This is a genomic window from Myxococcus sp. AB036A (assembly GCF_006547355.1).
GTDB classification, from domain to species: Bacteria; Myxococcota; Myxococcia; order Myxococcales; family Myxococcaceae; genus Myxococcus; species Myxococcus virescens.
Map to the genome: position 1 here is coordinate 119,479 of NZ_VHLC01000007.1, position 23,739 is coordinate 143,217.

The 23,739-nt window shown below is 69.7% G+C and carries 23 protein-coding genes; 14 read left to right on the forward strand and 9 right to left on the reverse strand.

Annotation, left to right across the window (positions count from 1 at the left end):
* Nucleotides 1-17 precede the first annotated feature (17 nt).
* Nucleotides 18-821: a hypothetical protein gene (locus tag FL344_RS05025; RefSeq protein ID WP_141617715.1), complete on the reverse strand. Its 804-nt coding sequence runs from the start codon at nucleotides 819-821 to the stop codon at nucleotides 18-20.
* 78 nt (nucleotides 822-899) lie between these two features.
* Nucleotides 900-1,247, reverse strand: coding sequence for a hypothetical protein (locus FL344_RS05030; RefSeq protein ID WP_011556645.1), 348 nt, complete (start codon nucleotides 1,245-1,247; stop codon nucleotides 900-902).
* Between the two features lie 211 nt (nucleotides 1,248-1,458).
* Here FL344_RS05030 and FL344_RS05035 point away from each other — a divergent pair, with 211 nt between their 5' ends.
* The 3 genes from FL344_RS05035 (at nucleotide 1,459) to FL344_RS05045 (ending at nucleotide 5,361) form a co-directional block, all read left to right on the forward strand.
* The gene (locus FL344_RS05035; RefSeq protein WP_194858170.1) at nucleotides 1,459-2,457 is read left to right on the forward strand and encodes a site-2 protease family protein; all 999 of its coding nucleotides are present in this window, start codon (nucleotides 1,459-1,461) and stop codon (nucleotides 2,455-2,457) included.
* Nucleotides 2,454-3,209 (forward strand): hypothetical protein, encoded by a 756-nt coding sequence (locus FL344_RS05040; protein WP_141617716.1) that lies wholly within the window; start codon nucleotides 2,454-2,456, stop codon nucleotides 3,207-3,209. Before FL344_RS05035 ends, FL344_RS05040 begins: the two co-directional genes overlap by 4 nt.
* 163 nt (nucleotides 3,210-3,372) lie before the next feature.
* Nucleotides 3,373-5,361 carry an ATP-dependent DNA helicase gene (locus tag FL344_RS05045; RefSeq protein WP_140868363.1) on the forward strand — a complete coding sequence of 663 codons (1,989 nt, stop codon included), beginning with the start codon at nucleotides 3,373-3,375 and terminating at the stop codon, nucleotides 5,359-5,361.
* Nucleotides 5,362-5,364: 3 nt separating this feature from the next.
* On the opposite strand, the gene FL344_RS05050 is transcribed toward FL344_RS05045, so the two are convergent.
* Nucleotides 5,365-7,656, reverse strand: coding sequence for a TonB-dependent receptor (locus tag FL344_RS05050; protein ID WP_141617717.1), 2,292 nt, complete (start codon nucleotides 7,654-7,656; stop codon nucleotides 5,365-5,367).
* Nucleotides 7,653-7,931, reverse strand: a complete 279-nt coding sequence (locus FL344_RS05055) for a LysR family transcriptional regulator (protein ID WP_090488753.1) — start codon at nucleotides 7,929-7,931, stop codon at nucleotides 7,653-7,655. Before FL344_RS05055 ends, FL344_RS05050 begins: the two co-directional genes overlap by 4 nt.
* A 77-nt stretch (nucleotides 7,932-8,008) precedes the next feature.
* Between FL344_RS05055 and map the strand changes: the two genes are divergently transcribed.
* From map to FL344_RS05090, 7 genes are all read left to right on the forward strand, one after another.
* Nucleotides 8,009-8,791, forward strand: a complete 783-nt coding sequence (map, locus tag FL344_RS05060) for a type I methionyl aminopeptidase (protein ID WP_090488008.1) — start codon at nucleotides 8,009-8,011, stop codon at nucleotides 8,789-8,791.
* 95 nt (nucleotides 8,792-8,886) lie between these two features.
* Nucleotides 8,887-9,543 carry a DUF2231 domain-containing protein gene (locus FL344_RS05065; RefSeq protein ID WP_228564796.1) on the forward strand — a complete coding sequence of 219 codons (657 nt, stop codon included), beginning with the start codon at nucleotides 8,887-8,889 and terminating at the stop codon, nucleotides 9,541-9,543.
* A gap of 134 nt (nucleotides 9,544-9,677) precedes the next feature.
* Nucleotides 9,678-10,280, forward strand: coding sequence for a hypothetical protein (locus FL344_RS05070; protein ID WP_141617719.1), 603 nt, complete (start codon nucleotides 9,678-9,680; stop codon nucleotides 10,278-10,280).
* A complete protein-coding gene (locus FL344_RS05075) occupies nucleotides 10,277-12,010 on the forward strand; it encodes a hypothetical protein (RefSeq protein WP_141617720.1) in 1,734 nt (577 codons plus the stop codon). The genes FL344_RS05070 and FL344_RS05075 overlap by 4 nt, the downstream gene beginning before the upstream one ends.
* Nucleotides 12,007-12,867, forward strand: a complete 861-nt coding sequence (locus FL344_RS05080; RefSeq protein WP_228564797.1) for a hypothetical protein — start codon at nucleotides 12,007-12,009, stop codon at nucleotides 12,865-12,867. The genes FL344_RS05075 and FL344_RS05080 overlap by 4 nt, the downstream gene beginning before the upstream one ends.
* A 155-nt stretch (nucleotides 12,868-13,022) precedes the next feature.
* Nucleotides 13,023-14,480, forward strand: coding sequence for a S28 family serine protease (locus tag FL344_RS05085; RefSeq protein ID WP_141617722.1), 1,458 nt, complete (start codon nucleotides 13,023-13,025; stop codon nucleotides 14,478-14,480).
* Between the two features lie 103 nt (nucleotides 14,481-14,583).
* On the forward strand, nucleotides 14,584-14,787 hold the full coding sequence (locus FL344_RS05090) for a hypothetical protein (protein WP_090488020.1): 204 nt from the start codon (nucleotides 14,584-14,586) through the stop codon (nucleotides 14,785-14,787).
* 60 nt (nucleotides 14,788-14,847) lie between these two features.
* Here the strand turns inward: FL344_RS05090 and FL344_RS05095 are convergent, their stop codons facing one another.
* The 5 genes from FL344_RS05095 to FL344_RS05115 form a co-directional block, all read right to left on the reverse strand.
* Nucleotides 14,848-15,411, reverse strand: coding sequence for a regulatory protein RecX (locus FL344_RS05095; protein ID WP_141617737.1), 564 nt, complete (start codon nucleotides 15,409-15,411; stop codon nucleotides 14,848-14,850).
* A gap of 66 nt (nucleotides 15,412-15,477) precedes the next feature.
* The gene (locus FL344_RS05100) at nucleotides 15,478-15,867 is read right to left on the reverse strand and encodes a VOC family protein (RefSeq protein ID WP_141617723.1); all 390 of its coding nucleotides are present in this window, start codon (nucleotides 15,865-15,867) and stop codon (nucleotides 15,478-15,480) included.
* A gap of 36 nt (nucleotides 15,868-15,903) precedes the next feature.
* Nucleotides 15,904-17,013, reverse strand: coding sequence for a type IV pilus twitching motility protein PilT (locus tag FL344_RS05105; RefSeq protein WP_141588012.1), 1,110 nt, complete (start codon nucleotides 17,011-17,013; stop codon nucleotides 15,904-15,906).
* Nucleotide 17,014: 1 nt separating this feature from the next.
* Nucleotides 17,015-18,733, reverse strand: coding sequence for a type IV pilus twitching motility protein PilT (locus FL344_RS05110; protein WP_141617724.1), 1,719 nt, complete (start codon nucleotides 18,731-18,733; stop codon nucleotides 17,015-17,017).
* A 252-nt stretch (nucleotides 18,734-18,985) separates the two neighbouring features.
* The gene (locus FL344_RS05115; RefSeq protein ID WP_011556629.1) at nucleotides 18,986-19,522 is read right to left on the reverse strand and encodes an N-acetyltransferase; all 537 of its coding nucleotides are present in this window, start codon (nucleotides 19,520-19,522) and stop codon (nucleotides 18,986-18,988) included.
* Between the two features lie 288 nt (nucleotides 19,523-19,810).
* Here FL344_RS05115 and FL344_RS05120 point away from each other — a divergent pair, with 288 nt between their 5' ends.
* The 4 genes from FL344_RS05120 to FL344_RS05135 all read left to right on the forward strand — a co-directional run bounded on the left by FL344_RS05120 (nucleotide 19,811) and on the right by FL344_RS05135 (nucleotide 23,652).
* Complete coding sequence (locus FL344_RS05120) at nucleotides 19,811-20,530, forward strand: ATP/GTP-binding protein (RefSeq protein ID WP_141588010.1); 720 nt, start codon at nucleotides 19,811-19,813, stop codon at nucleotides 20,528-20,530.
* Nucleotides 20,527-22,020, forward strand: coding sequence for an ATP-binding protein (locus FL344_RS05125; RefSeq protein WP_141617725.1), 1,494 nt, complete (start codon nucleotides 20,527-20,529; stop codon nucleotides 22,018-22,020). Before FL344_RS05120 ends, FL344_RS05125 begins: the two co-directional genes overlap by 4 nt.
* Nucleotides 22,021-22,090: 70 nt before the next feature.
* Nucleotides 22,091-22,678, forward strand: a complete 588-nt coding sequence (locus tag FL344_RS05130) for an NYN domain-containing protein (protein ID WP_011556626.1) — start codon at nucleotides 22,091-22,093, stop codon at nucleotides 22,676-22,678.
* A 143-nt stretch (nucleotides 22,679-22,821) separates the two neighbouring features.
* Nucleotides 22,822-23,652, forward strand: a complete 831-nt coding sequence (locus tag FL344_RS05135; protein ID WP_228557508.1) for a hypothetical protein — start codon at nucleotides 22,822-22,824, stop codon at nucleotides 23,650-23,652.
* The last annotated feature ends 87 nt before the right edge of the window (nucleotides 23,653-23,739 follow it).

The following is a 23,739-nucleotide window of genomic DNA, read 5'->3' on the forward strand; positions in this document are numbered from 1 at the left end:
GATGCCGAGGGTGGCGGTCAACCGTCCGTGGGCTGGGTGGTGGGGGTGGACTCCACCAGTGTCCGCGTCTGTACGTCGTAGCCTTCGGGCGCGGTGAGGGTGAAGCCGTCGTTGGGCAGGGCCGCGTTCAGCTCCACGCGCGTGAGCACCGTCTCGCCTACGCGCTTGCCTCCCTGCCACCGGCCAAGGCGCTTGGGCACGCACAGCGACAAGGCCGCGTCGCAGTGCTCCTCCTCCACGCGCTCCTCGGCCGCGGCGCCGTCCGGTGAGACGGTGCGCCGGCCCAGGAAGTCCAGCTGGGGCCAGCGCAGCACGTAGACCATCTCCAGTCCCGCGGCGTCACCGTCCAGCTTCTGCACCAGCTCCACCGCCTGCGGCGCCAGCGGGTGCGTGGCGCGGCGGACCGTCGCGTGGCTCAGCAGGAGCGGCGTCCGGAAACCCTCCGGCATGAAGGGGTGGAACGTCTCCGACAGGAAGCCGGCGAGCTTCGCGGGCGGCAGCTCCGAGGTGAAAGTCGTGAAGCGCTTCTCCCCGTCGAGCTGCTGGAAGAAGTGCGCGCCGTCCCACGCGAAGGTGCGCGAGGCGGGCGGGCCCAGCGTGCCACGCAGGCGCTGCGGCGCGCGGTATTCGAAGGTGAATGTCACCGGCTCCAGCCCCGCGTCCTGCACGGTGCCGGCGATGCGGTAGCTCTTCAGCTTCGCTTCGCGGGTGACGAGCCCGGCTTTGACTTCGGGCAGCAGTGTGGCCGCGTCATCGCCGCCCTTCTTGGGGCAGCCGGTGAGGGCCGTCAGGGCACACAACAGGAGGAGGCGTTCACGCATGGGAGGGCACAAAAGCAAGAAGGCCCGCCTGTCGCCAGGGGGCCTTCCGCATGAACCGCGCGGCTTGCGCGGTGTGGACTACTTGACCGCCACGCCCACGGCGCTGGAGCTGGTCACGCCGATGATGGTGCCGGTCAGGGCGTAGATGCCGTGACGCGCGGTGGTGCCCGCGGTCAGCAGCTCCACCTTGGAGGCGCCCATGGCCTTGGCCTCGGCGATGAGCAGCTTGTTGATGACGGTGTCGAGGTCGCTCTGCACGATGTCGACGATGTGGAAGATGGCGGTCAGGCCCAGGGCGTTGGCCTGAACAACGGCCACGGCCTCACCGTTGGAGGCGATCTCCGTGCCGGAGACAACGGCGCTCTCAACGCTGGTGCAGGCAACCATGCTGCTGGCGGCAACGGCGGACAGGACGAGCTTCTTCATGTTCTTTCCCCTCTTGAATTGGATGCTTGTGTGGCGGCCGGACGCCTTGGAGAGCAACCGGCCGTTGTCTTGAGACCTTCAAGCGGGCGGGGTCGTAGCAGATGTCGACTCCATGTCAAGGTCCGTCCGAGACACTTGGTATCGCTCCGGTTGGGCGGCTGCGCGTTGCAATGCACACCTCCTCTTGCTAGCCAACCTCGAGGCTCCCTTCATGGACACCGTCTCCGCTGCCCGCCCCGCGCCGCGTTACTGGGTGCACCTGTTGCTCCTGGTGCTGACGGTAGGGACCACCTTCACCTCGTACCTGCTCTACTTCCATTTCCAGCGGCCCTACTCACTGGGAGAGGTGTCCCCCGAAGCGGCCTTCCGCGCGCTGGCCTTCAGCCTGTCGCTGCTGGCCATCCTGGGGACCCACGAGATGGGGCACTACCTGTTGGCGCGCTGGCACCGGGTTGAAACATCCCTGCCATATTTCATCCCGCTGCCGGTGCTCGGCGTGGGCACGCTGGGCGCCGTCATCCGCATTCGCGACCGCATCCCGAACCGCAACGCCCTGGTGGACATTGGCGCGGCGGGACCGCTCGCGGGGTTGGCGGTGGCCCTGCCCATCCTCTTCTGGGGGCTGGCTCACTCCACCGTGGTGGATGCGCAGCACATCCCGTCCACCCTCTTCCCGGGGGACGGCTCGCTGTGGGCCATTGGCCGGGACGTCTTCACCTGGGTGATGGACCGCGTCACCAACGCGCCGCCCGCGCCGGAGACGCCTTTCAACGGCGTGCAGACGCTCTTCGGCGACAGCCTGTTGATGCAGGGCCTGACGCGCCTGGCCCTGGGGCCGCTTCCGGAGGGCAAGGACATCCTGGTCCATCCGGTGGTCATCGCTGGCTGGTTCGGGCTGCTCGTCACGCTGCTGAACCTGATGCCCGTGGGGCAGCTCGACGGCGGGCACCTGGCCTATGCGCTGTGGGGCCGGCGCGCCCACTGGGTGGGCCGCGCGGTGGCGTTGGTGCTGTTGGTGCTCACCCTTTTCGTCACCGCGTCCTGGGGCTTGTGGCTGCTGGTGACGAGCAAGCTGGTAGGCTTTGGCCATCCCGAGGTGGTGGAACCCCAGCAGCCGCTCAGTCCACTGCGGAAGTGGATCTGCGCGCTGTGCCTGCTGGCACTCATCGGCTGCGCCATGCCCATTCCCCTGCGCCAGGTGATGACATGAAGTTCCAGTGTGACGCGTGCGAGCGGCTCGTGCCGCTGGAGACCTACCGGATGGAGGCCGGGGGGCTCGTGGTGACGTGTGGCCGCTGCGGCGCGGACAGCCGCGTGGGCCCGCCGGTCACCACCGCGCCGCGAACGGAGGTGCCGGCTGCTCCCGTCGCGGTGGCTGCGCCGTCGCTGGCGGTGCCGGTGGTGCCGCCCTCCGACAGCTGGAGCGCTTCCGCGCCAGTGACGCCGGCCCTGCGGGTGGTGCGCTCGGAGTCGGCGCCGCTGACGGACGACGCGCTCTTCGAGCCGCCCCCTGGCGTCTGTCCCAAGTGCGTGGCGCCTCGGCGCGAGGAGGCCCTGTCCTGTCCGCAGTGCGGGCTCGTCTACGTCAACTACCAGCCCGAGGAGCACCCCCTGTCGGACGTGCTGGCGGACGCGTGGCGCAAGCTGGCGGCGCGCTGGGAGGACTGGGACACCCATGACCGGCTGATGACGCTGGCGGTGGGGCGGGGCGAGCTGGCCATGGCGGGGCGGCTGTACCGGATTCGCCTGGCGCGTGCGCCCGACGATGCCGTCGCCCGGCGGGGCCGTGATGAGGTGGTGCGCAGGGCCACCCTGGTGGTGCCGTCATCGGTGGAGCCCGCCGGAACCCCCAACGTCTTCCGGCGCCTGAAGACGGTGGCGGTGGGCGTGGGCTTCATCGTGGTGCTGGTGCTGGCCGTGCTCGTCTTCCAGCACCTGTGCACGCTGAGCGCGGGGTACTGAGGGCCGGGCTGTCCGGGCGCCGTGCCGCCGAGGGCGGTGCGGCTCGCTGGCGGAGGAGCAGGCGGCCACCCGGGCCAGAGGGCGCGACCGCGGCCGGAAACGCGCTTGAAACGGCGGTCGCTGCTATTTTGTCCGGCCGCTTCCCGTCTCCCCCTCGGTGCCGATGTCGCTCTCCGTCTCCACCCCTCCGTCCGTCGACAGCCTGCTCGGTCCGGGAGGCGCGCTCGAGGTCGCGCTGCCCGCGTATGAGCACCGCCCGGAGCAGCTTCAGATGGCGCGCGCCGTGGAGCGGGCCTTCGCCGAGCACAGCTACCTGCTGGCCGAGGCGGGGACCGGCACGGGCAAGACGCTTGCCTACCTGGTGCCCGCGCTGCTGTCGGGACGCCGGGTGGTCGTGTCCACGGCCACGAAGACCTTGCAGGACCAGATTTTCTTCAAGGACCTGCCGCTGATGCGGGAGAAGATGGGCCTGCGCTTCGAGGCCGCGTACCTCAAGGGCCGCAGCAACTACCTCTGCCTGCACCGCTATGACGCCTTCTCCAAGGAGCCGCAGTTCGGCTCGCGCGAGGAGTCGCGCTACTGGCCCAAGCTGAAGGCGTGGGCGGAGGAGACGGACACCGGCGACCGCAGCGAGCTGGACCTGCCCGAGTCCTTCAGCGCCTGGTCGCGCCTGTCCACCACATCCGAGACATGCGTGGGCACCAGGTGTCCGCAGTACGAGACGTGCTTCGTCACGCGCATGCGCAAGCGCGCGGAGCAGGCGGACCTGCTGGTGGTCAACCACCACCTCTTCTTCGCGGACCTGGCGCTGCGCAGCTCCGGCAAGCGCACCGAGGGCGTGCTGCCCTGGTACGAGGCCGTCATCTTCGATGAGGCCCATGCGCTGGAAGACGCGGCCAGTGGCCACTTCGGTTGCAGCGTGTCCAACTACCGGCTGGAGGAGCTGGCGCGGGACGCGGTGGCGTCGCTGAAGGAGGACGACGCCCGCCACGCCATGCTGCGCGCGCTGGCGGCCCGGTTGCGCGCGGGGGCGGATGCGCTCTTCGCGCAGGCGCCCCGGGCGCTGGGGCTGTCCGGCCACGAGGCCTCCGTGGCGTTGCGCGCGGAGGTCATGGCGAAGCTGTCCACGCCGCTGGAGGGCGTGCGGGACGCGCTGGCCGCGTTGTCCGCCTTCACGGTGGGCGAGCGCGAGCCGGAGCTGGCCGCCATCACCCGCCGCTCGGACGAGATGGAGGAGCAGCTCTCCTTCCTGGAGAAGGCCGAGTCCTCGGACCACGTCTACTGGGCGGAGCAGCGGGGCAAGGGCCTCTTCCTGCGCGCCAGCCCCATCGACGTGGCGAAGGAGCTGCGCGAGCGGATGTACGGCGCGCTGGACACGGTGGTGTACACGTCCGCGACGCTGGCGGCCGACAGCCGCTTCGACTTCTTCGCCAACCGCATGGGCCTGTACGGCGAGGACGGCCAGCCGGTGACGCGCGTGCGGACGCTGGCGGTGCCCAGCCCCTTCGACTACCCGTCGCAGGCGGCGCTGTACCTGCCCACGCACCTGCCGGACCCGTCCGCGCCGGGCTTCATCGAAGAGGCGGCGGAGGAGATTGAGCGCCTCTGCGAAGTCACGGGTGGGCGCGCCTTCGTGCTCTTCACGTCCCTGCGCAACATGGTGCGGGCCTATGAGCTGGTGGCGCCCCGGTTGCCCTATCAGTCGCTGCTGCAAGGCGAGCGTCCCAAGCAGCAATTGCTGGAGGCCTTCCGCGAGACGCCGAGCGTCCTCTTCGCGGCGCACAGCTTCTGGGAGGGCGTCGACGTGCCGGGCGACGCGCTGAGCCTGGTCATCATCGACCGGCTGCCCTTCGCGTCGCCAGGAGACCCGCTGGTAGCCGCGCGCATCAATCAGCTCCAGCAGCGAGGCGAGGAGCCCTTCGAGCAGTACCAGCTCCCGCACGCGGCGCTGGCGCTGCGGCAGGGCTTCGGCCGGCTCATCCGCACGCAGTCGGACCGGGGCATCGTGGCGATGCTGGACCGGCGCATCGTGACGAAGGCGTATGGCCGCGTCTTCCTCGACAGCCTCCCGCCCGCGCGCCGCATGGAGGACGTGGTGTCGCTGAGCCGCTGGTTCAACGGCCCGGTGCGGCCAGTGCGCACCATCCGCTGAGCCTCAGGGCGCGTCGCGCAGCCGCAGGCCGATGCGCGCCAGCAGGGGCGGGCCCAACGTGTCCACCCCGGCGCGGCCCGCGAGGTACTCGCGGTCGAAGAGGTTCTCCACCGCGCCGAAGACGTGCAGCTTCCAGAAGAGACGGCGGCTGGCGGACACGTCCACCACGGCGTAGCCACCCATGGGGCGCTCGTTGAGGTCGTCCTCGAACTGCGCGCCCGTCACGCGAAGCTGCACCGTGGCCGTCACGATGTCGGGGTCGTGGAAGGTGAGGATGGCGGTGCCCCGGTGTCGTGGGTCCTGGGCGAGCTGCTTGCCCACCAGCCCGGGCTGCCCGGGCGAGCGCGTCACGACAGGGTCCACGAAGGTGTACGCGAGCAGCGCCGTCCACTGGCGTGCCAGCTTCCAGTCCACGCTCGCCTCCACGCCGCGCACCCGCGCCTGCCCCAGGTTCTCCCGCTGGCGCGAGGAGCCATCCGGAAGCGGCTGCTCCAACGTGACGTTGGTGATGGGGTCGTCGAGCACGTTCCAGAAGCCCGTCACGCGCGTGGTGAGGCCCAGCGAGGAGGACTCGGCTTCCACGCCGGCCTCGGCGCCCCACAGCCGCTCCGCGCCCAGGTGGGCGTTGGCGGCGGTGAGGATGGTGCCCACCTGGAAGGGGCGGTACAGCTCGTTGAGCGTGGGGGCGCGGAACGCACGGTAGGCGGAGGCGCGCAGGGTGAGCCCCTCCAGCGGGCGCACTCGCAGGCCCAACCGTGGGCTGAGCTGCTGCTCGGTGCGGTCGTCGAAGCGCGTCGTGTCCACCGCGCCGTTGGCGCGCTCCAGACGCTGCTCTCCGTTCTGGTTGCGCCACACGTCCATCCGGAGCGCGGCGCTGAGCTCCAGGGCGGGCGAGGGCGTGTAGAGGTCCTCGATGAAGACACCGCCGGACAATTGGGTGCCTCCGGTGTCGCGCAGTCGGAGGGAGGTCTCCGAGGGCGCGGGCGGGAAGATCTGCTCCCGGGACGTGCCCGCCATGCGGCGCGCGTCCAGGCCCGCGGTGAGGACGTGCGTGCCCAGGGCCGTCCAGGACGGGCCGGTCCAGACGAGGGACGCGCCCTGGTCGTTGGCGGGTACGTCCTGGCTGGCGGTCAGCGCCTCGGAAGAGCGGTCCTGGGCGATGCGCGCGCGGTCCTGTTCGAAGCGCTGCACGCGGCCGAAGAGGTCCAGCGTGAACGTGCCGCTGTCCGCGGTGCGCAGCCGTGCGCCCGCGCCGAAGTGTGCCAGCTCCACGCGCGCGGTGGTGAGCCGGGTGCCGCCGTTCTGGTCCTCGCGGAACAGGCCGGCGCGGGCGGAGAGGGTGAGCGCATCGGTGGCATCCGCTTCGACGCGCCCGTTGAGGACGGCGTGGCTGCTGGGTGTGTCCGCGTCGATGGCGCCGCGCTGGGCGGCACTGACGATGGGGTAGCCGTCGCTGTCGAGCAGCTCTGCCTCCAGCGAGGCGCGGACGGGACCCCACATCTCCGCGCCGCGTGCCGCGAGCATGCCCGTATGCGCGTTGCCATAGGTGGCATCCGCGTCGAGCTGCGCTCCGGTGATGTCGCGTGACACGAGCTGCACGACACCGCCGAGCGCGCCACTGCCGTAGAGGGCGGAGCCTCCGCTGGGGACGACCTCGATGCGCTCGAGCCCGAGCCGTGGCAGCGAGCGCCAGAAAATCCAGCCACCGAACGGGTCGTTGACGGGAATGCCGTCGAGCAGCACGAGGCTGCGCGCCACGCCCGAAGGCGCGAGCCCGCGCAGGTTGAGTCCCTGCGCCGTCGGGTCGGAGACGAGGCTGGGCGTGCGGCGGAAGGTGGCGGCGGAGGGCACGGTGCGGACCAGGGAGTCCTGCGTCAGCGTGGGGCTCCGGTCGATTTCCGGGCGGGGGAGGACCGTGGTGGTGGCGGGCACGTCCCTCGCTGGCCGGGGACGCCGCGAGCCCGTGACGACGGTCCGCCTCACGTCAGCGTCTTCTGCCTCCGCCCGCTCCCGCGTGGGCGCATCCTTTGGTGGCTGCCCGTTCGTGTCAGGAATCTCCTGGGCCTCGGGAGCAGGCGCCGCCATCACCGTGGAGGAGGCGAGGGCCCAGAGCAGGGGCGCGAGCACCCGGATGCGGCGCACGTGAGGACTCCGATGAGTGACGAGGAGGTCGGGCATCGATGCCCGCTCTAGCAGCCCGACGCCTCGGTTCCAGGTCTTCGGGCGGATGACGCCGCCAAAGGTGGCGCCTGTCCGTCTGATGCTGAACGCACGCACCCAACCCGGCTGCGTCATCCGCCGGCGCGGTTGCCCGCTACGTCCCGCACGGTGAGCACTGCGGCGTCCACCTCCGCCAGGATGCGACGCGCGTGCCGCAGGAAGGCTTCGCCCGCGGGGAGCAGGCGCATGCCACCCCGGGTCCGCTCGAAGAGGCGCGCTCCGAGTTCGTCCTCGAGCGCCTGGATGTGACGGCTGAGCGGCGGCTGCGTCAGGTGCAGGCGGCGCGCGGCCCGGCCCACGTTGCACTCCTCGGCAACGGCGACGAAGGACTGGATGTGCGTAAGGCTCACGTCCGCCACTCTAGCGCTGTCGGCCATACCGAAACAGCATTGGACGCCAGGCACCCTGGACCCTCACCTTGGCGGCCATGAGCATTCCCTTGTTCAAGGGCACGGACGTCGAACGTCTGCGCCGAGCGAGTCAGGCCGCCGCCGGTACGCTGGCTTTCGTTGCCTCGAAGCTGACCCCCGGTGTCACCACGGCGGACATCGACCAGTGGGTTCGCGAGGACACGGCGCGCCGGGGTGGCAAGCCCAGCCAACTGGGGTTCAAGGGCTACCCGGCTACCGTCTGTACCAGCCGCAACCACATCGTCTGTCACGGCATCCCGAACGCAGGCGAGCAGCTGGTCCGTGGGGACATCATCAACGTGGATGTGACGACGTGCCTGGACGGCTTTCACGGGGACACCTCCGCGACCTTCCTCATTGGTGAGGTGTCCGAAGACGCTCGTCGCATCGTGGACGTGGCGCGCCGGTGCCGTGACGCAGGCATCGCCGTCGTCCGCCATGGCGCGCGGCTGGGGGACATCGGCGCGGCCATCGAGGAGCTGGCGAAGAAGGAGGGTTGCAGCGTGGTGGAGGAGTTCGGTGGGCATGGCATCGGCCACCAGATGCATGGGCCGCCCACTGTGCCCCATACCGGAAAGCGCGGCTCGGGCATCAAGCTGCGCTCGGGCATGGTCCTCACCGTGGAACCCATGGTGAACCTGGGTCGGCCGGACATTCGCATCCTGGCCGACGGTTGGACGGTGGTGACCGAGGACGGCAGCCTGTCCGCGCAGTTCGAGCACACCATCCTGGTGACCCCTGACGGCTGCGAGGTGCTCACCCAGCCCGAGCTCGCCCTTTCGCTCGAAATCGCCTGCTGAACGCTTCCCCGCCCTGGGAGGGCGGGCAGGCGGCCATGCCTGCCATGGGTCCTAGGGGTGCCTACCCTTGGAGGATAAGGGCAGGAGGCCGCGCGATGAAGAAGGAGATGCTGTTGTACGAACTGCACCCGGCACTGGTGCACATGCCACTGGCCTTGCTTCCCACGGCGGCGGTGGCGGACCTCATCTCGGTGACGACGGGCGACGGCGCCTGGGCCCGGGTGGCACGCCGCATCTGGGTGGCTGGCTCCATTGGCGGCTTGCTCGCGGGCGTGTCGGGACTGGCGGCCAGCCAGGAGGTCCGACTGGAGACGCCGCGTGCCCGGGACATGACGTTCCTGCATGGCGTGGGCAACGCCTCCGTGCTGCTCGGCGCCTTGGGGGTGACGGTGTGGCGGCTGCGGCGCGAGCCCACCGCGGTCACCGTGGCGCTGGGGCTGGGCGCCTGTGGGCTGGCGCTCTGCACGGCGACACTCGGCGGAAAGATGGTCTACGAGCTGGGCGTGGGACAACCCGCTTCAATGCGCGATGCGAACGCCCCCGCGTTGCTGTCGCGCGACGCGCCGCTGCTGCTGGTGCGCGACGCGCTTCGGGGAGTGCAGTGGCTGGTGACGCGTGCGCGGGAGGTGCTCGCCGGTGGGCGTCCGCTCGCGAAGGGCGCCGCGGGCACGGCGCCTGAGGACGCGTCGCTCACGTTGTCCTCGCCCGTCGCCGTGTTCCACGGCCCGGGCCGTCCCATGCCTCAGGCGTAGTGCCCGCCCTTCCGGCGTCCATGTCATGACACTTCGGCGTGACGTGGATACCCCCGCACAGACTGCTGCGGGGTGGGTTTGCCGTCCCCGGCAAATGGCGCTAGAGCTGCGCGCCAGCGAGTGGGGGACGACGCATGCGCACACGAGGGGAAGTCGCAGCGGTAGTGCTGGGCATCATGCTGGTCGGAGCGAGTGCTTCGTTGCTGGTCCCCCGGTGGGCGCTCGGCAATCAAGGGGCAGCGCGCGAAGTCGCCCGGACGCCCGCGGCTCCCCCCAAGGTCGCCGCCGAGCCGCGCTTCCACGTCGAACCCGCGAAGGATGACACCGGCCGCTCGGTGCAGGTGGCGAGCCTTCGCGACGAAGCGCCGGAGTGGGAGCGGTTCGCTGCGCGCGCGTTGGTTCCGCTGACGCCGGACGAACGGGCCTTGCTTCAAGAAGAGCCGGTGGACGACCTGGCGGCGCTGGTGACGCGCACGGAGCGCGCCTTCATGGACGCCACGCCCGAAGCACGCGTGGAGAAGGAACGCCGCTATCTGGCGGCGCTGAACCTGGTGGCGAAGCTGGCCCCGCCGCCGGAGCCGTCGGCCGAGGACCTCCGCGCGCGCGAAGTGGACGCGCGCTACCAACAGGCGCTCACCGTGGAGCAGGTGAAGTGGCGGTCGCTTCCGCCAGAGGAAGGGTCGCGTCAGCACGACGCCTTCAAGGAAGCCTTCTTCCGCGCGGAGGAGACGCGATGAAGGCGCTCTTCACGCTGATGTTGCTGGCGCCCGCGTTGGTGCTGGCCGGGCCGCACTACGTGGCCTCGCGCGACTGGGGCACCTTCATCTGGTTGAGCACGTGGCTGGACGCGGGGCAGACGTACACCTTCGAGACGCGGGATTTGACGGGCACCGCGCCGGACACCGTCCTTCACGTGCTCCGAGACCGGGGCGGCTGGAGCCAGGTGGCCATGGGCGATGACTGCGCGGGCGCGGCGCGTTCCTGCGTGACGTTCACCGCGCCGGACTCCGGGCTCTACCGCGTCTGGGTGCGCGCCTATGCGGAAGGACGCGGTGGGACGGCCAGCCTGTATCGCAACGGAGCGCTTCTCCTGAGCAACCAGCCCTTCGGCGGCGTGCCGCTCAGCTTCGCCTGGAACGTGAAGGACACCTTCCGGGCCACGTCCACGACGCCGGGCGCGGGGGACCACCTGGTCTTCCTGCTGCGCTCCAACGCGGAGTACCTGCAACACGACGATGACAGTGGGCCTCGCTCCTACCCGTTGGTCGTCGCGGCGAGCACACAGAACGCGGGCGCCCAGCGCGTGGTGGTGGGCCGCTTTCCCGGGAGCACGGGCACGGCCAGCTTCGTCCACGACGACGCGCTGTGGTCCACCATCTTCAGCGACAACGACGAGGATGAAGACGGCATCTCCAATGCCCTGGAGCCGCTGGTGGGGATGAACCCGGACTCGAAGGACTCGGACGGGGATGGGATACCGGACACGCTGGAGCTGTTCGGCAATGACGGCTTCTCCTTCTCCGAGTGGGGCAGCCCCACGGTGAAGGACCTCTACGTGGAGGTGGATTGGATGGAGCACCCCACCAATCCCTATCTCACGCGGAAGCCCTATGCCGGGCTGGTGGCGGACGCGGCGGCGGTGTTCGCGCGGGACGCGGGCGTGCGACTGCATGCCTTCGTCGACAGCGCGCTGCCCTGGCATGAAGTGGTGTGCTTCGGCGCGTGCAGCGGCGGCGTGGACTTCTATTCGTTGAAGCAGGGCGGGTTCTCCACCGGGTACCCGGAGCGGCGGCCCTACTTCCACTATGCGGTGTGGGCCTACCGGCAGGGCAGCAGCACGTCGTGTTCATCCGGCAAGGCGGAGGTGCTGGGCAATGACCTCATCATCAGCCTGGGGTGCTGGAGCAGCCCGAGCATCCAGGAACAGCGTGGCACCTTCATCCACGAGCTGGGCCACAACCTGGCGCTGGACCACAACGGCAACGACGTGGCGGGGCAGACCAGCGTGGTGCACGCCAGCGTGATGAACTACCGCTATCAGATGCTCGGCGTGGGCTCGCCGGGCTCGCACACGTACTCGTTTGGAGGCAATGCGTGCGCGGCGTGTAGCGCGTCCCCCAAGAGCAAGTGTGTCTCCTGCCGGAACGGCTTCCTGGGGTGCGGCTTCCCTGGGTGCGGCTCGTGCGACTGCGATGTGAATGAGTGGGGCGCCGTGGAGCTGGACTTCCTGGACGACGGCGACGCGGACGACGGCACCCACCGCGCGCTGCTGGCGAAGTACGCTCCGGACGACAAGGGAGGGCCGGTGCGGTTCCAGCCGCGCGTGCCCCACGCGGAGCCACCCGTCGCGGCGCGTCGCCTGAAGGTGGAGCGCACGCGGGAGCGGCTGCGGGCGCGGGGACAGGTGGAGGGGCAGGACTTCTTCGTGTCGACCGACGGAACGACGCTGTACGCTGAGTGCCCATGAGCATTCGCCCGCGTCCGGCCCGTTGGCGTGCCCCGGTGCGCTGGGCGAGCGGTGCCGCGGGGCTCCTCCTGACCGGCTTGATGGGCTGCCAGATGAAGTGCTCCGAGCAGGTTCCCGACGCCAGGCGCGCTTTTTCACTCCGGCGCGAGAGCCCATGTGTCCAGGTCTGGCGCGCGGCCCAGGTGGACGTGGCGTTCAAGGAAGAGCCCGAGGACGCCGCGCAGCAGCGCACGGACACGCGGCTGGAGCGCCGCTTCACCGTCGCCCGGCAGTTGCGCGGTGCGTACCGGCACCAGGACCGGTGGGCCTCCGTGCTGGAGTACGAGGCGGGGCCGGTGCGCGGCGGCGTGAGCTACGGCCTCCAGGTGCCGGACGTGCTGGCGGACCTGACGGGGCAGGTCGTTCAGTGGACCAGCCATCGCGAGCCCGCGTCCTGTCCGACGAAGGAGGATGGCGAGGTTCCCGTGCTGTTGTCGGGGGACACCCTGCGGGACGCGGAGGGCCGGCTGTTGCTGCTCACGGTGCCGAGTGCTCCCACCACCATCGCGGGAGACGTGCTGCTTCCTCCAGGGCTCGTTCCGGAGCTGGGCTTTCAATGGGAGGACGCGGGCTGCACGCTGGCGGATGGGACGCATGCGCTGGACGTCCACCTCCGTGTGACGCACGCGAATCGTTCGCAAGGCCCGGGGACCACCGTGACGGTCGAGGTAGGACAGCCGGCCCCGCTGCCCCTGGACGGTGTGCGCTATGTCGTTCGGGTGGCGCGTGCCACGGCGGATATGCAGGGCCGATGTGGGCAGGCTGTGTTCACGCTGATGCGCGAGGACCTGCTCGAACAGGGGCAGTCCGGGCCCTGAGTCACGGCGTGGGTGCCGTTCCTGGAAATAGTCTGCCTTACCGCTCGTTGTGCGGGACCGGTATGTAGGCATGCCGCGCCCAAGCGCTTCATGCGTCGTGTGGGCCCAAGCCTGCTATCTTCGCGGGCTTCAACGGACACCTGAGGGACGACACCATGCGAAGCGGGCTGAAGCGGAACTGGGCGGGGTTCGCGGTGGGCGGCCTGCTCGGCGCATGGGTGCTCGGCTGTGGCGGCTCGACGACGGAGGGCTTGGAGTCGTTGGAGCAGGGGACCGCGCCGCCCCCGTCCGTCTCCGTGGACCTGTCGAGCGTGGACCTCCGCACCCGGTTGGAGTCCATCGCCGGCCTCACGGTGCTGACCGACGTCGAGGTCAACGGCTTCCGCTTCTTCACGATGGACTACGAGCAGCCGGTGGACCACCTGCGTCCCTGGGGCACGCGCTTCCAACAGCGGGTGACGCTGATGCACCGCTCGGAGACGGCGCCCATGGTGCTGGACACGGAAGGCACCGCCCTCTTCGAGGAGCCCATCCCCGCCGAGCCCACGGACCTGCTCCAGGGCAACCAGCTCACCGTGGAGCACCGCTTCTACGGCGCGTCCAAGCCGGCCGACATGGACTGGCGGAAGCTGACGATGTGGCAGGCGGCCGCGGACGCCCACCGGCTCGTCGAAGCCTTCAAGCCGCTGTACGGCGGGCGCTGGTTGTCCACCGGCGTCTTCAAGGGCGGCACCGCCGCCCTGGCCCACCGCTTCTATTTCCCGAACGACGTCCACGCCACGGTGACCTATTCGGCGCAGCACAACCGGGGCCTCCATGACGCGCGCCACGGGCGCTTCATCCTCACCAAGGTGGGCGACGCGGCCTGCCGCCAGCAGCTCGCGTCCCTCCAGTACGCCGCGCTGACCCGCCGCGACGAACTGCTGCCCTTCATGGATGGCTACGACGCCCAGGGCTTCACCTTCAACACGCTGGGGAAGGACCGCGCCTTCGAGTTCGCCGTCATCGAGGTGCCCTTCATCTTCTGGCAGTACTACGGCATGGCGGGGACGTGTGAAGGGCTGCCCTCGCCGGAGGCGAGCGCGGAGGAGCTCTTCGCCTTCTTCAGCTACGTCTCCACGCTGGAGTTCACCTTCTCCGACCAGGCGCTGGAGGAGTCGGCGCCGCTCTACTACCAGGGCGCCACGCAGCTGGGCGGCCCGGGGTACCCGGAGGTTCACCTGCGGCCGTTGATGCGCTACGCCGGTGAGCACATCCCCACGCGCTTCCCGCCCACGGGCGTGCGCAAGCAGTACGAGCCGTGGACGGTGGGCCTGCTGGAGGCGTGGACCCGCTTCGAGGCCAAGCGGGTGCTGCTCGTCTATGGAGACCTGAGCCCCTGGTCCGCCAGCGCCTTCAGCACCACGACGGGCAACGACGCGTACCGCGTCATCGCCGATGACAGCATCGGCTTCTTCGGCACGCTGAGCGCGCTGCCGGAGCCGCAGCGGAGCTTCCTGCTCGGGCGCCTGTCGGAGTGGGCGGACGCCCCGGTGCAGCTCCCGACGGGGATGGATGCCCTGCGGCGCCGCGAGTCGAGCGACGCGCGCATGAAGGCCTACCGCGCCCGGTAGCGGGCCGGACTTCATGTGCGTGTTTTGACATTCTGCTCAACCCCTCCTTGGCGTCCAGGCGGCCGTGACTACCTTCCGCCCGACTTTCAGGAGGGGTGTACGAATGCTGAAGAACATGCTGATGGCCGCGGCGTTGGGCGTTCTGGTGGTGGGCACGGGCTGCCACCGCAACACGCGGGAGAGCGCCGAGAACGACGCCGAGCGCGCCGTCGACAAGACGGAGGACGCCGCGGATGAGGCGGGCGACAAGATCGAGGACACGGCCGAGGAGGCCGGGGACAAAATCGAAGACGCCACCGACAACTGAGCGTGCTCGCGCGGTGGTCTGCTCCGAGCGGGCAGGCCGCCGCTGTTTCACCGGGCCGGCTCAGGCCGGGCTGGAGTCGATGACCTTCTTCGCGATGCCGAAGGAGAAGCCCGCCCGGGCCAGCGCGGCCAGGTCTCGCTTCCGATTCTCCTCCCGGGTGCCGGGCTGCGTGCGGAAGGGACCCAGCCGCTTCTTCCGCGCCCAGATTCGTGCGGCATCTTCCTCGGACACCTCGTGGGTGGCGTCGGCGACCTTCTTCGCCACGACTTCCGCGGGGACGCCCTTGAGGCGCAGCTTCTGGGCAATCACCCGCGTGCTGCGGCCCGAGGCGCGCAGTGAGTGCGCCTTCATCTGGGCATAGGCCTCGTCGTTGAGCAGGCCGTTGCGCACCAGCTTCGCGACCAGTGCCTCCACCCAGGCCAGCGCCTCGCCGCGCTCACCACCGTGGAACTTGATGGAGCGGTCCACCCGGCGCAGCAGCACGCGCTGCAACTGGCTCTTCGTCGCCGCGTAACGCTTCAGGTAGTGCAGCGCCGCGTTCTCCAGGTAGGTGGGGGACACCTTCCGGGGCCGCTTCGGACCGCGCTCCTTCTTCTTGTCGGGTCCTCCCCGTGACTCATCCATCACGGGCCTGGGTCTACCACCCAGGTCCGACACCTGGAAGGAACGCTGGGAGGAGCGTGCGGCCCGTCAGTCGCTCCCTGACTGGTAGAGCGCGCACGTCGTGCCGGACGGGTCTTCGATGAAGCAGAAGCGGCCCGTCTTGGCGGAGCCGCGAATCTCCCCGAGCACCCGGCCCCCCATCGCGGTGACGCGCTCCAGGCTCTGCTCCAGGTCCGCCACGGTGATGTAGACCATCCACCCGCCGGGGATGTCCGCGTTCTTGCCGCGCGCATGGCAGATGCCTCCGGCGGGCGTCTCGCCGCCGCCCGGGGGCATCATGACGAAGTCCTCGTAGCCGCCCATGTCCAGGCCGGTGGCGGACCAGCCCACCACGTCCTTGTAGAAGTCCCTCACCGCCACGGCGTCCTTCACCGTGAGGTCCATCCAACCCACGCTCCCTACCGCTGGCTTCTTCATGTCCGTGCTCCTGCCCTTCGAAGTGCCCGAGGCGCGTTAGCCCAGCGACTTCAGGGACTCCGGCACCTGCCAGTCCGGCTTGAGGCGGGAGATGACCTTGGCCAGGTTCTCCTTGTCCTGCGCCTTCTCCAGCGCGGCCTCGGGCGTAATCACGTTGTCCTTCACCAGGCGCTCCAGGTGCATGTCCAGCGTCTGCATGCCCTGGCCCTGGCCCGCCTGCATCTTGGAGGCAATCTGGAACACCTTGCCCTCGCGAATCATGGAGGCGATGGCGGGCCCGCCCACCAGGATTTCCAGCGCGGCCACGCGGCCCTTGCCGTCCGCCGTCTTGATGAGCTGCTGGGCGACGATGCCCGCCAGGCTCTCCGCCAGCATGCCGCGCACCTGCTGCTGCTCGTCGGCGGGGAAGGCGTTGATGATGCGGTCGATGGTGGCCGGCGCGCTGTTGGTGTGCACCGTGGCGAACACCAGCACGCCGAAGCTCGCCAGCTGGAGCGCCAGCTTCATCGTCTCGTTGGTGCGGAGCTCGCCAATGAGGATGACGTTGGGGTCCTCGCGGCCCGCTGAGCGGATGGCGGTGGCGAAGCTGGACGCATGCGGGCCCACTTCCCGGTGCGTCACCTGCGCCCGCATGGACTCGTGCACGAACTCCACCGGGTCTTCGATGGTGAGCACGTGCGCGGGCCGCGTCTTGTTGATGTAGTTGATCATCGCGGCAAGCGTGGTGGACTTGCCGCTGCCCGTGGGGCCGGTGACGAGCACCAGCCCGCTGCGGCGCTCCGACAGCTTGCGCACCACCTCCGGCGTCTTCAGGTCCTCCAGCGACAGCACCTTGCTGGGGATGGTGCGGAAGACGGCCGCCAGGCCCGTCATCTTGTTGAAGTAGTTGGCGCGGAAGCGGGCCTTCGTCCCGTAGCTGTAGGCGAAGTCCAGGTCCAGGTCCTCGACAATCTGCCGCTGCTGCTCCGGCGAGCAGATTTCGAAGAGCAGCGCCTGCATCTCCGGCGCGCTGAGGGGCTGCTCGCGCAGCGGCACCAACTCGCCGCGGATGCGGCCCATGGGCGGGTAGCCGATGCCCAGGTGCAGGTCGCTGCCCTTCTGCTCCAGCAGCGCATCGAACAGGACGGCCAGACGGGGCGTCGTCATCTCAGGAACCCTTCCTTCCCATCAGCGAGCCCATCTTGCTGAGCAGCCTCGCGCTATCCTGCTGCGTCTCCGGCGCGGCCACGGTGGCGCCGGACCGCTTGCCCGTCACCACCGCCTCCAGCTCGTCCGGGTTGTCCGCGAAGCCCTTGGCGACCTCCAGCTTCACCTTCCCGGCGCGCACCAGGTCCGCCAGCGAGTCCTCGAAGCGGATGATGCCCAGGCTCTTGCCGCGCTGCTGGAGCGAGGGAATCTGGAACGTCTTGTTGTCGCGGATGAGGTTGCCCAGCGACACCGAGCCCGGCAGCACCTCCGCCGCGGCCACCAGCCCCTTGCCGTCCGCGCTTGGCATCAGCCGCTGGCTGACGATGAGCCGCAGGCCGCTGGACAGCGACAGGCGCACCTGCTGCTGGTCCCCCGGCGGGAAGAGGTCGATGAGCCGGTCGATGGTCTTCGCCGCGCTCGGCGTGTTCATGGTGCTGATGAGCAGGTGGCCCGTCTCGGCGGCGGACAGCGCCATGCGCACCGTCTCCGTGTCGCGCAGCTCGCCCACCACGATGACGTCCGGGTCTTCACGCAGGCTGCCCTTCAGCGCGCTGGCGAACGTCTTGGTGTGCGAGCCCACCTCGCGCTGGCTGATGAGCGCGCGCTTGCGCGGGTGGACGAACTCCACCGGGTCCTCCACGGTGAGCACGTGGTGGGACGTCTCGCGGTTGATGAGGTCCACGAGCGCCGCCAGCGTGCTCGTCTTCCCGTGGCCGGACGGGCCGGTGATGACGATGAGTCCCTGGTGGTGGTGTGTGGCCTTGGCGATGTCCGCGGGCAGGCCCAGCGACTCCAGCGTGGGCACTTCCCGCGCAATCAGCCGGAAGGTGCCCTTGAGGCCGGTGCGCTGGCGGCTGACGTTGACCCGGAAGCGCCCCATCTCCGGCGTCTCCAGGGAGAAGTCACAGCTGCCCTCGCGCTCCAGCACGGGCCGCAGCCGCTCCGGCACCACCGGCAGCAGCAGCTTCTCCACCGTCGTCGCGTCCAGCACCGGGCCCTGCGCCATCAGCTCGCCCGCGAAGCGGAAGAGGGGCGGGCGCTCCGCGATGATGTGCACGTCGCTGGCCAGGCCCCGGCGGCCTTCTTCCAGCAACACGGCCAGCTCGCGCCCCGCGCCCGTGAAGGTCCGGGCCGGCGCCGCCACCGGACGGGCCGCCGCGGGCTCGGGCGCACGGACTGCCTGGGCTACGGCGGGCTCGGGCGTGCGGTAGGGCTGTGACGCAGCGGGCTCGGGCGTGCGGTATGCCGGAGCAGGGGCGGGCTCGGGCGTCCGATAGGACGGTGCCGCGGCCTGCACGGGCGCTGGGGCGGCGGGACGCGCGGCGGGCGCGGGCTGCGCGGGACGCGCGGTGGCGGCCTGGGCGGCGGCCCCCGCGTCGGCGGCCCGGCTGAGGCGCAGGTGGATGAGGTCCCCTCGCCGCATGGCGGCGATGGACAGCGAGCCCAGGCCGGTGGCGTTGACGGTCCACTGGACCGGCGTCTCCGTGACGGTGGAGGCCCGGGCCACGCCCACCATGGCCTGCAGGGCGCGAGTGATGTCCTCGGCCGTGGCGGTGGTGGGGTCCACCGGCTCATAGCCATTGGCGCCGCGGATCATCGGAGGACGGCCGGTGGCCAGGGTCAACTCGGTGACACCCGGACGCGACAGGTGCCGCAACAGTTCTGCGAGCGATTTCATGCGGGATGTCGGCTCAGCCGCGACGGCGCGCGGGCGCGGGGGAGCCGCAGGATAGACGACATCGCGCGGAATCCGGCCACCCCTTGTCCCAGGATTGCCCGCCTGCTTCCGGACAGATGGAAATCATCCGTGCCTGACGGAGACTGTCACCTGGAATGCGGGGGAGGGAGCTCCGGGACCCACCAGGGGGCCCGCTCGGAGCAGCAGGCGGGAGGAGGGCCCCCCGCCCTGCGGCATTACGTCCCGTGGGCTCTAGAGCTCGCGGGACATCAGGAGGCGAAGCTTCCCGGACTTCTTGGAGACCACCGTGGCCACCGTGGTGAAGCCTTCCTTCCGGTAGAAGCTCACCGCGGGCGAGTTGGACGGATCCACCCGCAGGGCGATGGTCTTCCGGTACATGTCCCGGGCCGCCTTCAGCGCCTGCTCCAGCAGGATGTTGCCCAGGCCCTTGCGGCGCAGCTCGGGCTTCACCACGATGTTGCGCAGGTACGCCGCGCCCGGAACCGGGCCGTCCCGCTCCACCGTGACATAGCCGACAAGCTGGCTTTGCAGCTTCGCCACATGGATGAAGGGCTTGAGCTGCGTCAGGGCCTTGAGGCTGTCCTCCTGCGTCTCACCCCGGCTCTTCCAAGGCTCAGAGCCGGCGCGCAGGTCCGCCACCGCCGTCATGTCTTCGTCGGTGGGCAGGCCGAATTTCACCGCCGCCATCAGGTCGTTGGGGAGGCCAGCCACATCCAGTATCGGTGCTGGGGCCACCTCCACGCCTGCGTCCACCTGCTTCATCGTCATCGCCTTGCTCCTCCGTCGAGTTGCGATCCTAACCGCTCCGGCGGCACCGGTGCACGCAGTGATTCCGCGCACATTGTCCCATGAAGTGAGGAGAGGCCCTCCTCTCCGCTGGTGAGGAGCCGGATTTCGTCGAACCGGTCATGCGTTCAGGCCATTCCAAGAATGATCATCGCCTCCACGCCTGGCACCCTGCCGGCCTTCCGTGTCGGGCCGCTTCCCACTATAAAACCCGTAGTCGGGCGCGAAGGCGTCAAACTCCTCCGCTCGACCGTCAGCCAGAGCCCCACCTTGCAACTCAACCATGCCCAGCGAGAGCTGACGCTCAAGATCGTCTACTACGGGCCCGGCCTCAGCGGGAAGACGACCAATCTGCGTCACCTCCACGCGAAAGCGTCCCCGGAGGTGCGGGGGCGGTTGCTGACCGTGGAGACTCACGACGACCGCACGCTCTTCTTCGACCTGCTGCCCGTCTTCTTCTCCACGTCCTCCGGCTTCAAGGTGAAGGTGAAGCTCTTCACCGTGCCGGGCCAGGTCATCCACAACGCCACCCGGCGCATCGTCCTGCAGGGCGCGGACGCGGTGGTCTTCATCGCCGACAGCCGCCGCGGCGCCACGGCGGACAACAACGCCTACTGGCGCAACCTCCAGGAGAACATGAAGGAGAACAACCTGGACCCCAGCCAGGTCCCGGTGGTCATCCAGTTCAACAAGAAGGACCTGCCGGACGCGCGCACGGATGCCGAAATCGAGGAGTCGCGCCGGCGAGGCGGCGAGGCGGTGGTGGGCGCGGTGGCGCTGCGGGGCGAAGGCGTGCTGGAGACCTTCCACGCCGTGGCGCAGGCAGCCTACCGGCGGCTCGACATGCGCGCCCACCTGGCGCGCAACCTGGGCCTGACGGAGGCGGAGTTCCTGGGCCAGATTTTCCGGCGCATGGACCTCACGGGCACGGCGTTGGCCTCCCTGTACGGACGCGCGGCGGGTGAAGCGCGCAGCGGAGACGGGCGATGAGCGGCGCGTCGGACGGCGTGGGCGCCTCGCGCCGTGAGTCCGTGCTCCAGCGGAGGCTGTCGCTGGCGGACATGCTGGACCTGCCCTCCTTCGTGGAGGTGGTGCGGAGCTTCAGCGAGCTGTACCGCGTGGGCATCAAGGTGATGGACACCGCGGGCGACAAGCTGGCCGACGTGAAGGTGGGTCACGGCGACTTCTGCTCGTACGTGTTCGGCTTCCCGGAGGGCCGCTCGCGCTGCACCGCCACGGTGGCCCGCGTGAAGGACGGACCGGTGGCCCTGGTGCAGGGCGCCCGGCCCGCGCGCGGTGATGGCTCGGAGGCGGCGGGCATCATCGCGCTGCCGTGCTTCACCGGCCTGCGCTACCTGGTGATGCCGGTGCGCTGGGAGGGTGACGAGCTGGGCCGCGTCATCCTGGGCCCCTTCACGCCGGAGGAGCTGGCGGACTTCCCGCCGTCGCTGACGGACATCTCCGGGGTGGACCTGTCGCGCGCGCACGAACTGGTGGCCCGCGTGCGGCGCGTGCCGGAACGCACCGCCGCGCAGGTGCTGGTGCACTTCGGGCAGGTGCTCGCCGCGCTGGTGGCCAGCGGGCAGCGCGCCTTCCTGGCGACGCAGCTCCACATCGAGGCGATGCTGGAGACGCACCGGGATTTGGAGGCGAACAACGCCCGGCTGGCGCAGGCCAACACCCGCCTGAAGGAGCTGGACCGGCTGAAGTCCACCTTCCTGGGCACGGTGAGCCACGAGCTGCGCACGCCGCTGGCTTCCATCATCGGCTACTCGGAGATGCTGGCTGAGGGCCTGGCCGGCGCGCTCAACCCGGAGCAACTGCTCTACGTCCGCACCATCGTGGAGAAGGGCGAGTCGCTGCTCAACCTCATCTCCTCCATCCTGGACCTGAGCCAGATTGAAGCCGGACGGCTGCGCCTGGTGATGGGCCCGGTGGACCTGGGCAGCGTCATCCAGACGGCGGTGTCCAGCGTGGCGCCCCAGGCGCAGCGCAAGGGCGTGGAGCTGGAGGTGCGCCTGCCGCCGTTGCCTCAGCCGCGCCTGGCCGCGGACGCGGACAAGCTGCGCCAGGTGGTGGTGAACCTGCTCGCCAACGCGGTGAAATTCACCTCGTCCGGGGGCCGGGTGTCGGTGGTGATGTCGGAGGCCACCGCGCAGAAGGAGCTGGCCGCGCCGGGCTACCGCGTGAGCGTGGAAGACACCGGCATGGGCATCCGCGAGGACCAGTTCGAGAACATCTTCCAGAGCTTCTACCAGGTGGACGGCAGCTCCACGCGCGAGCACGGCGGCGCGGGGCTGGGACTGGCCATCGTGAAGAGCCTGGTGGAAGGCCACGGCGGCCGTGTGTCCGTGGAGAGCGAGTTTGGCCGGGGCTCTCGCTTCACCGTGGTGCTGCCGCTCCAGCCGCCGCTGTCGGAGCACGGCGGCTTCTCCGCGCTGGCGCCCACGCCGTCACCCAGCGGACACGACCGCTTCTGACGCGCCCTGACGCACCGGGGGACTGAACTGAGTTCCCCGGCCGGAAGGGCTCCCGCGTATCCTCGCGCGCATGCTCTCCGGACGTCCCCCCGCCTCCTCCTACGTACTCATCGACGCAGAAAACATCGACTGGGCTGTGTCCAACGTGGTGGGGCGCAAGCCCGAGTCCCAGGACCGCGTCCAGTTCGACCGGCTCGTGTCCTTCTGTGAGACGAACTTCCCGGCGCCCGTGCGCTGCGTGGTGGTGCTCAACGCCCGCGGAGAGCAACTGCCGGACGTCATGATTGGCTTCGTGCGCGCGCTCAAGTCCGCCGGCTGCGACGTGGCCCTGCTCTACGGCCGCCCCGACCAGAAGGTGGTGGACCTGGGCATCCTGAAGCTGCTGGAGAACATCCGCACCCAGCGCCCCGGCGCGGCGGTGGTGCTCGCCAGCCATGACGGCGCGGACTTCGCGGACGCGCTCAAGCCCATGCTGGAGGAGAAGCGCCAGGTGGCCGTGCTCGGCCTGCGTGAATACGTCAGCCAGCGCTTCCGGGAGCTCGTCCCCTCCGGGCTCAAGATTCTGGATTTGGAGTTGAACGCCAAGGTGTTCAACCGGCCCCTGCCGCGCATGCTCCCTGTCAACGTGGACGAGTTCGACCCAGGGCTGTTCTTGTAGCAATGGCAGTCACAGGACCCGCCTGGGCTGTGGTGATTCCTGTCACAGCCCGGTGTATTCTGAGAGTGCGGTAAAACATGGCATGACGCTTGAACTGGCTCCTCCTGAGCTCAGGGATTCCCTCTGGGTCATCAGGAGCCTTCATGCGTTCGTCTCGTCGCGTTGGAACCGCCCTCTGGGCCGCCGTCTTCTCGCTCGCTCTTCCGCTCAGCCAGGCCCACGCCGCTGACGACTGTGTGGAGTTCCAGGGGCTCCAGCACTGTGGCCTTGGCGCCGTCAAGGTGAGTGGTTCGGAGAAGGGCGTTCGCATCGACAGCCTGGAGAAGGAGCCGTCCGGTAAGGCCGGCGTCGCCATCCACACGCCGCCCGCGGCGGCCTGGACGGCGGAGACCCAGTCGGACGGTGCGCAGCGCAACTTCTTCACCGCCTACGCCGAGGATGTGCCGGTCAGCACGTCCACCGTCAGCTCGTCGCGGGAGTCCACCTCGTACTCCGCGACGTTCACCGGCTCCGGTGACGCGACCACCTACTCCGTGCTCGCGTACTACAACGGCCGGCTCCAGGCCGCCGTGGGTGGCATCAGCAGCGGTGACACGGGCGCCGTGGGCATCATGGTCCCCAACCCGGGCTGGACGCCGAACTGCCGCCCGCGCACCCAGACGTATGCCCAGTGTGAGTCGGCCTGCTACGCGAACGGCTACTCCAACTGCAACTACTGCAACACGGTGTGCTCCCTCACCGTAGGCTTCGCGAGCGCTCAGCTCAGCAGCGCCTGCTTGTGGCAGTACACCGTCGCGGAGCCGGGGGTCCGGCTGCCGAACGGCCAGATTGTCCGGGCTGACCAGATCGTGTTGCAGGAGGAGATCTCGGGCCCGTCCAACTACCCGTACCTCAACTTCAACCGCATCGACGTGCAGACCACCGCGCGCTCGACGGTCATCACCGGCGAGTCCCTGGTCCCCGCCGGCAAGTAGTCACCGCGTCGTTTCGGCCTGGAGCGGGCTCAGGGGGGACGCCCGCTCCAGGCCGTTGTCTTTCCCGTTCCAAATTCTCTCTCCGAA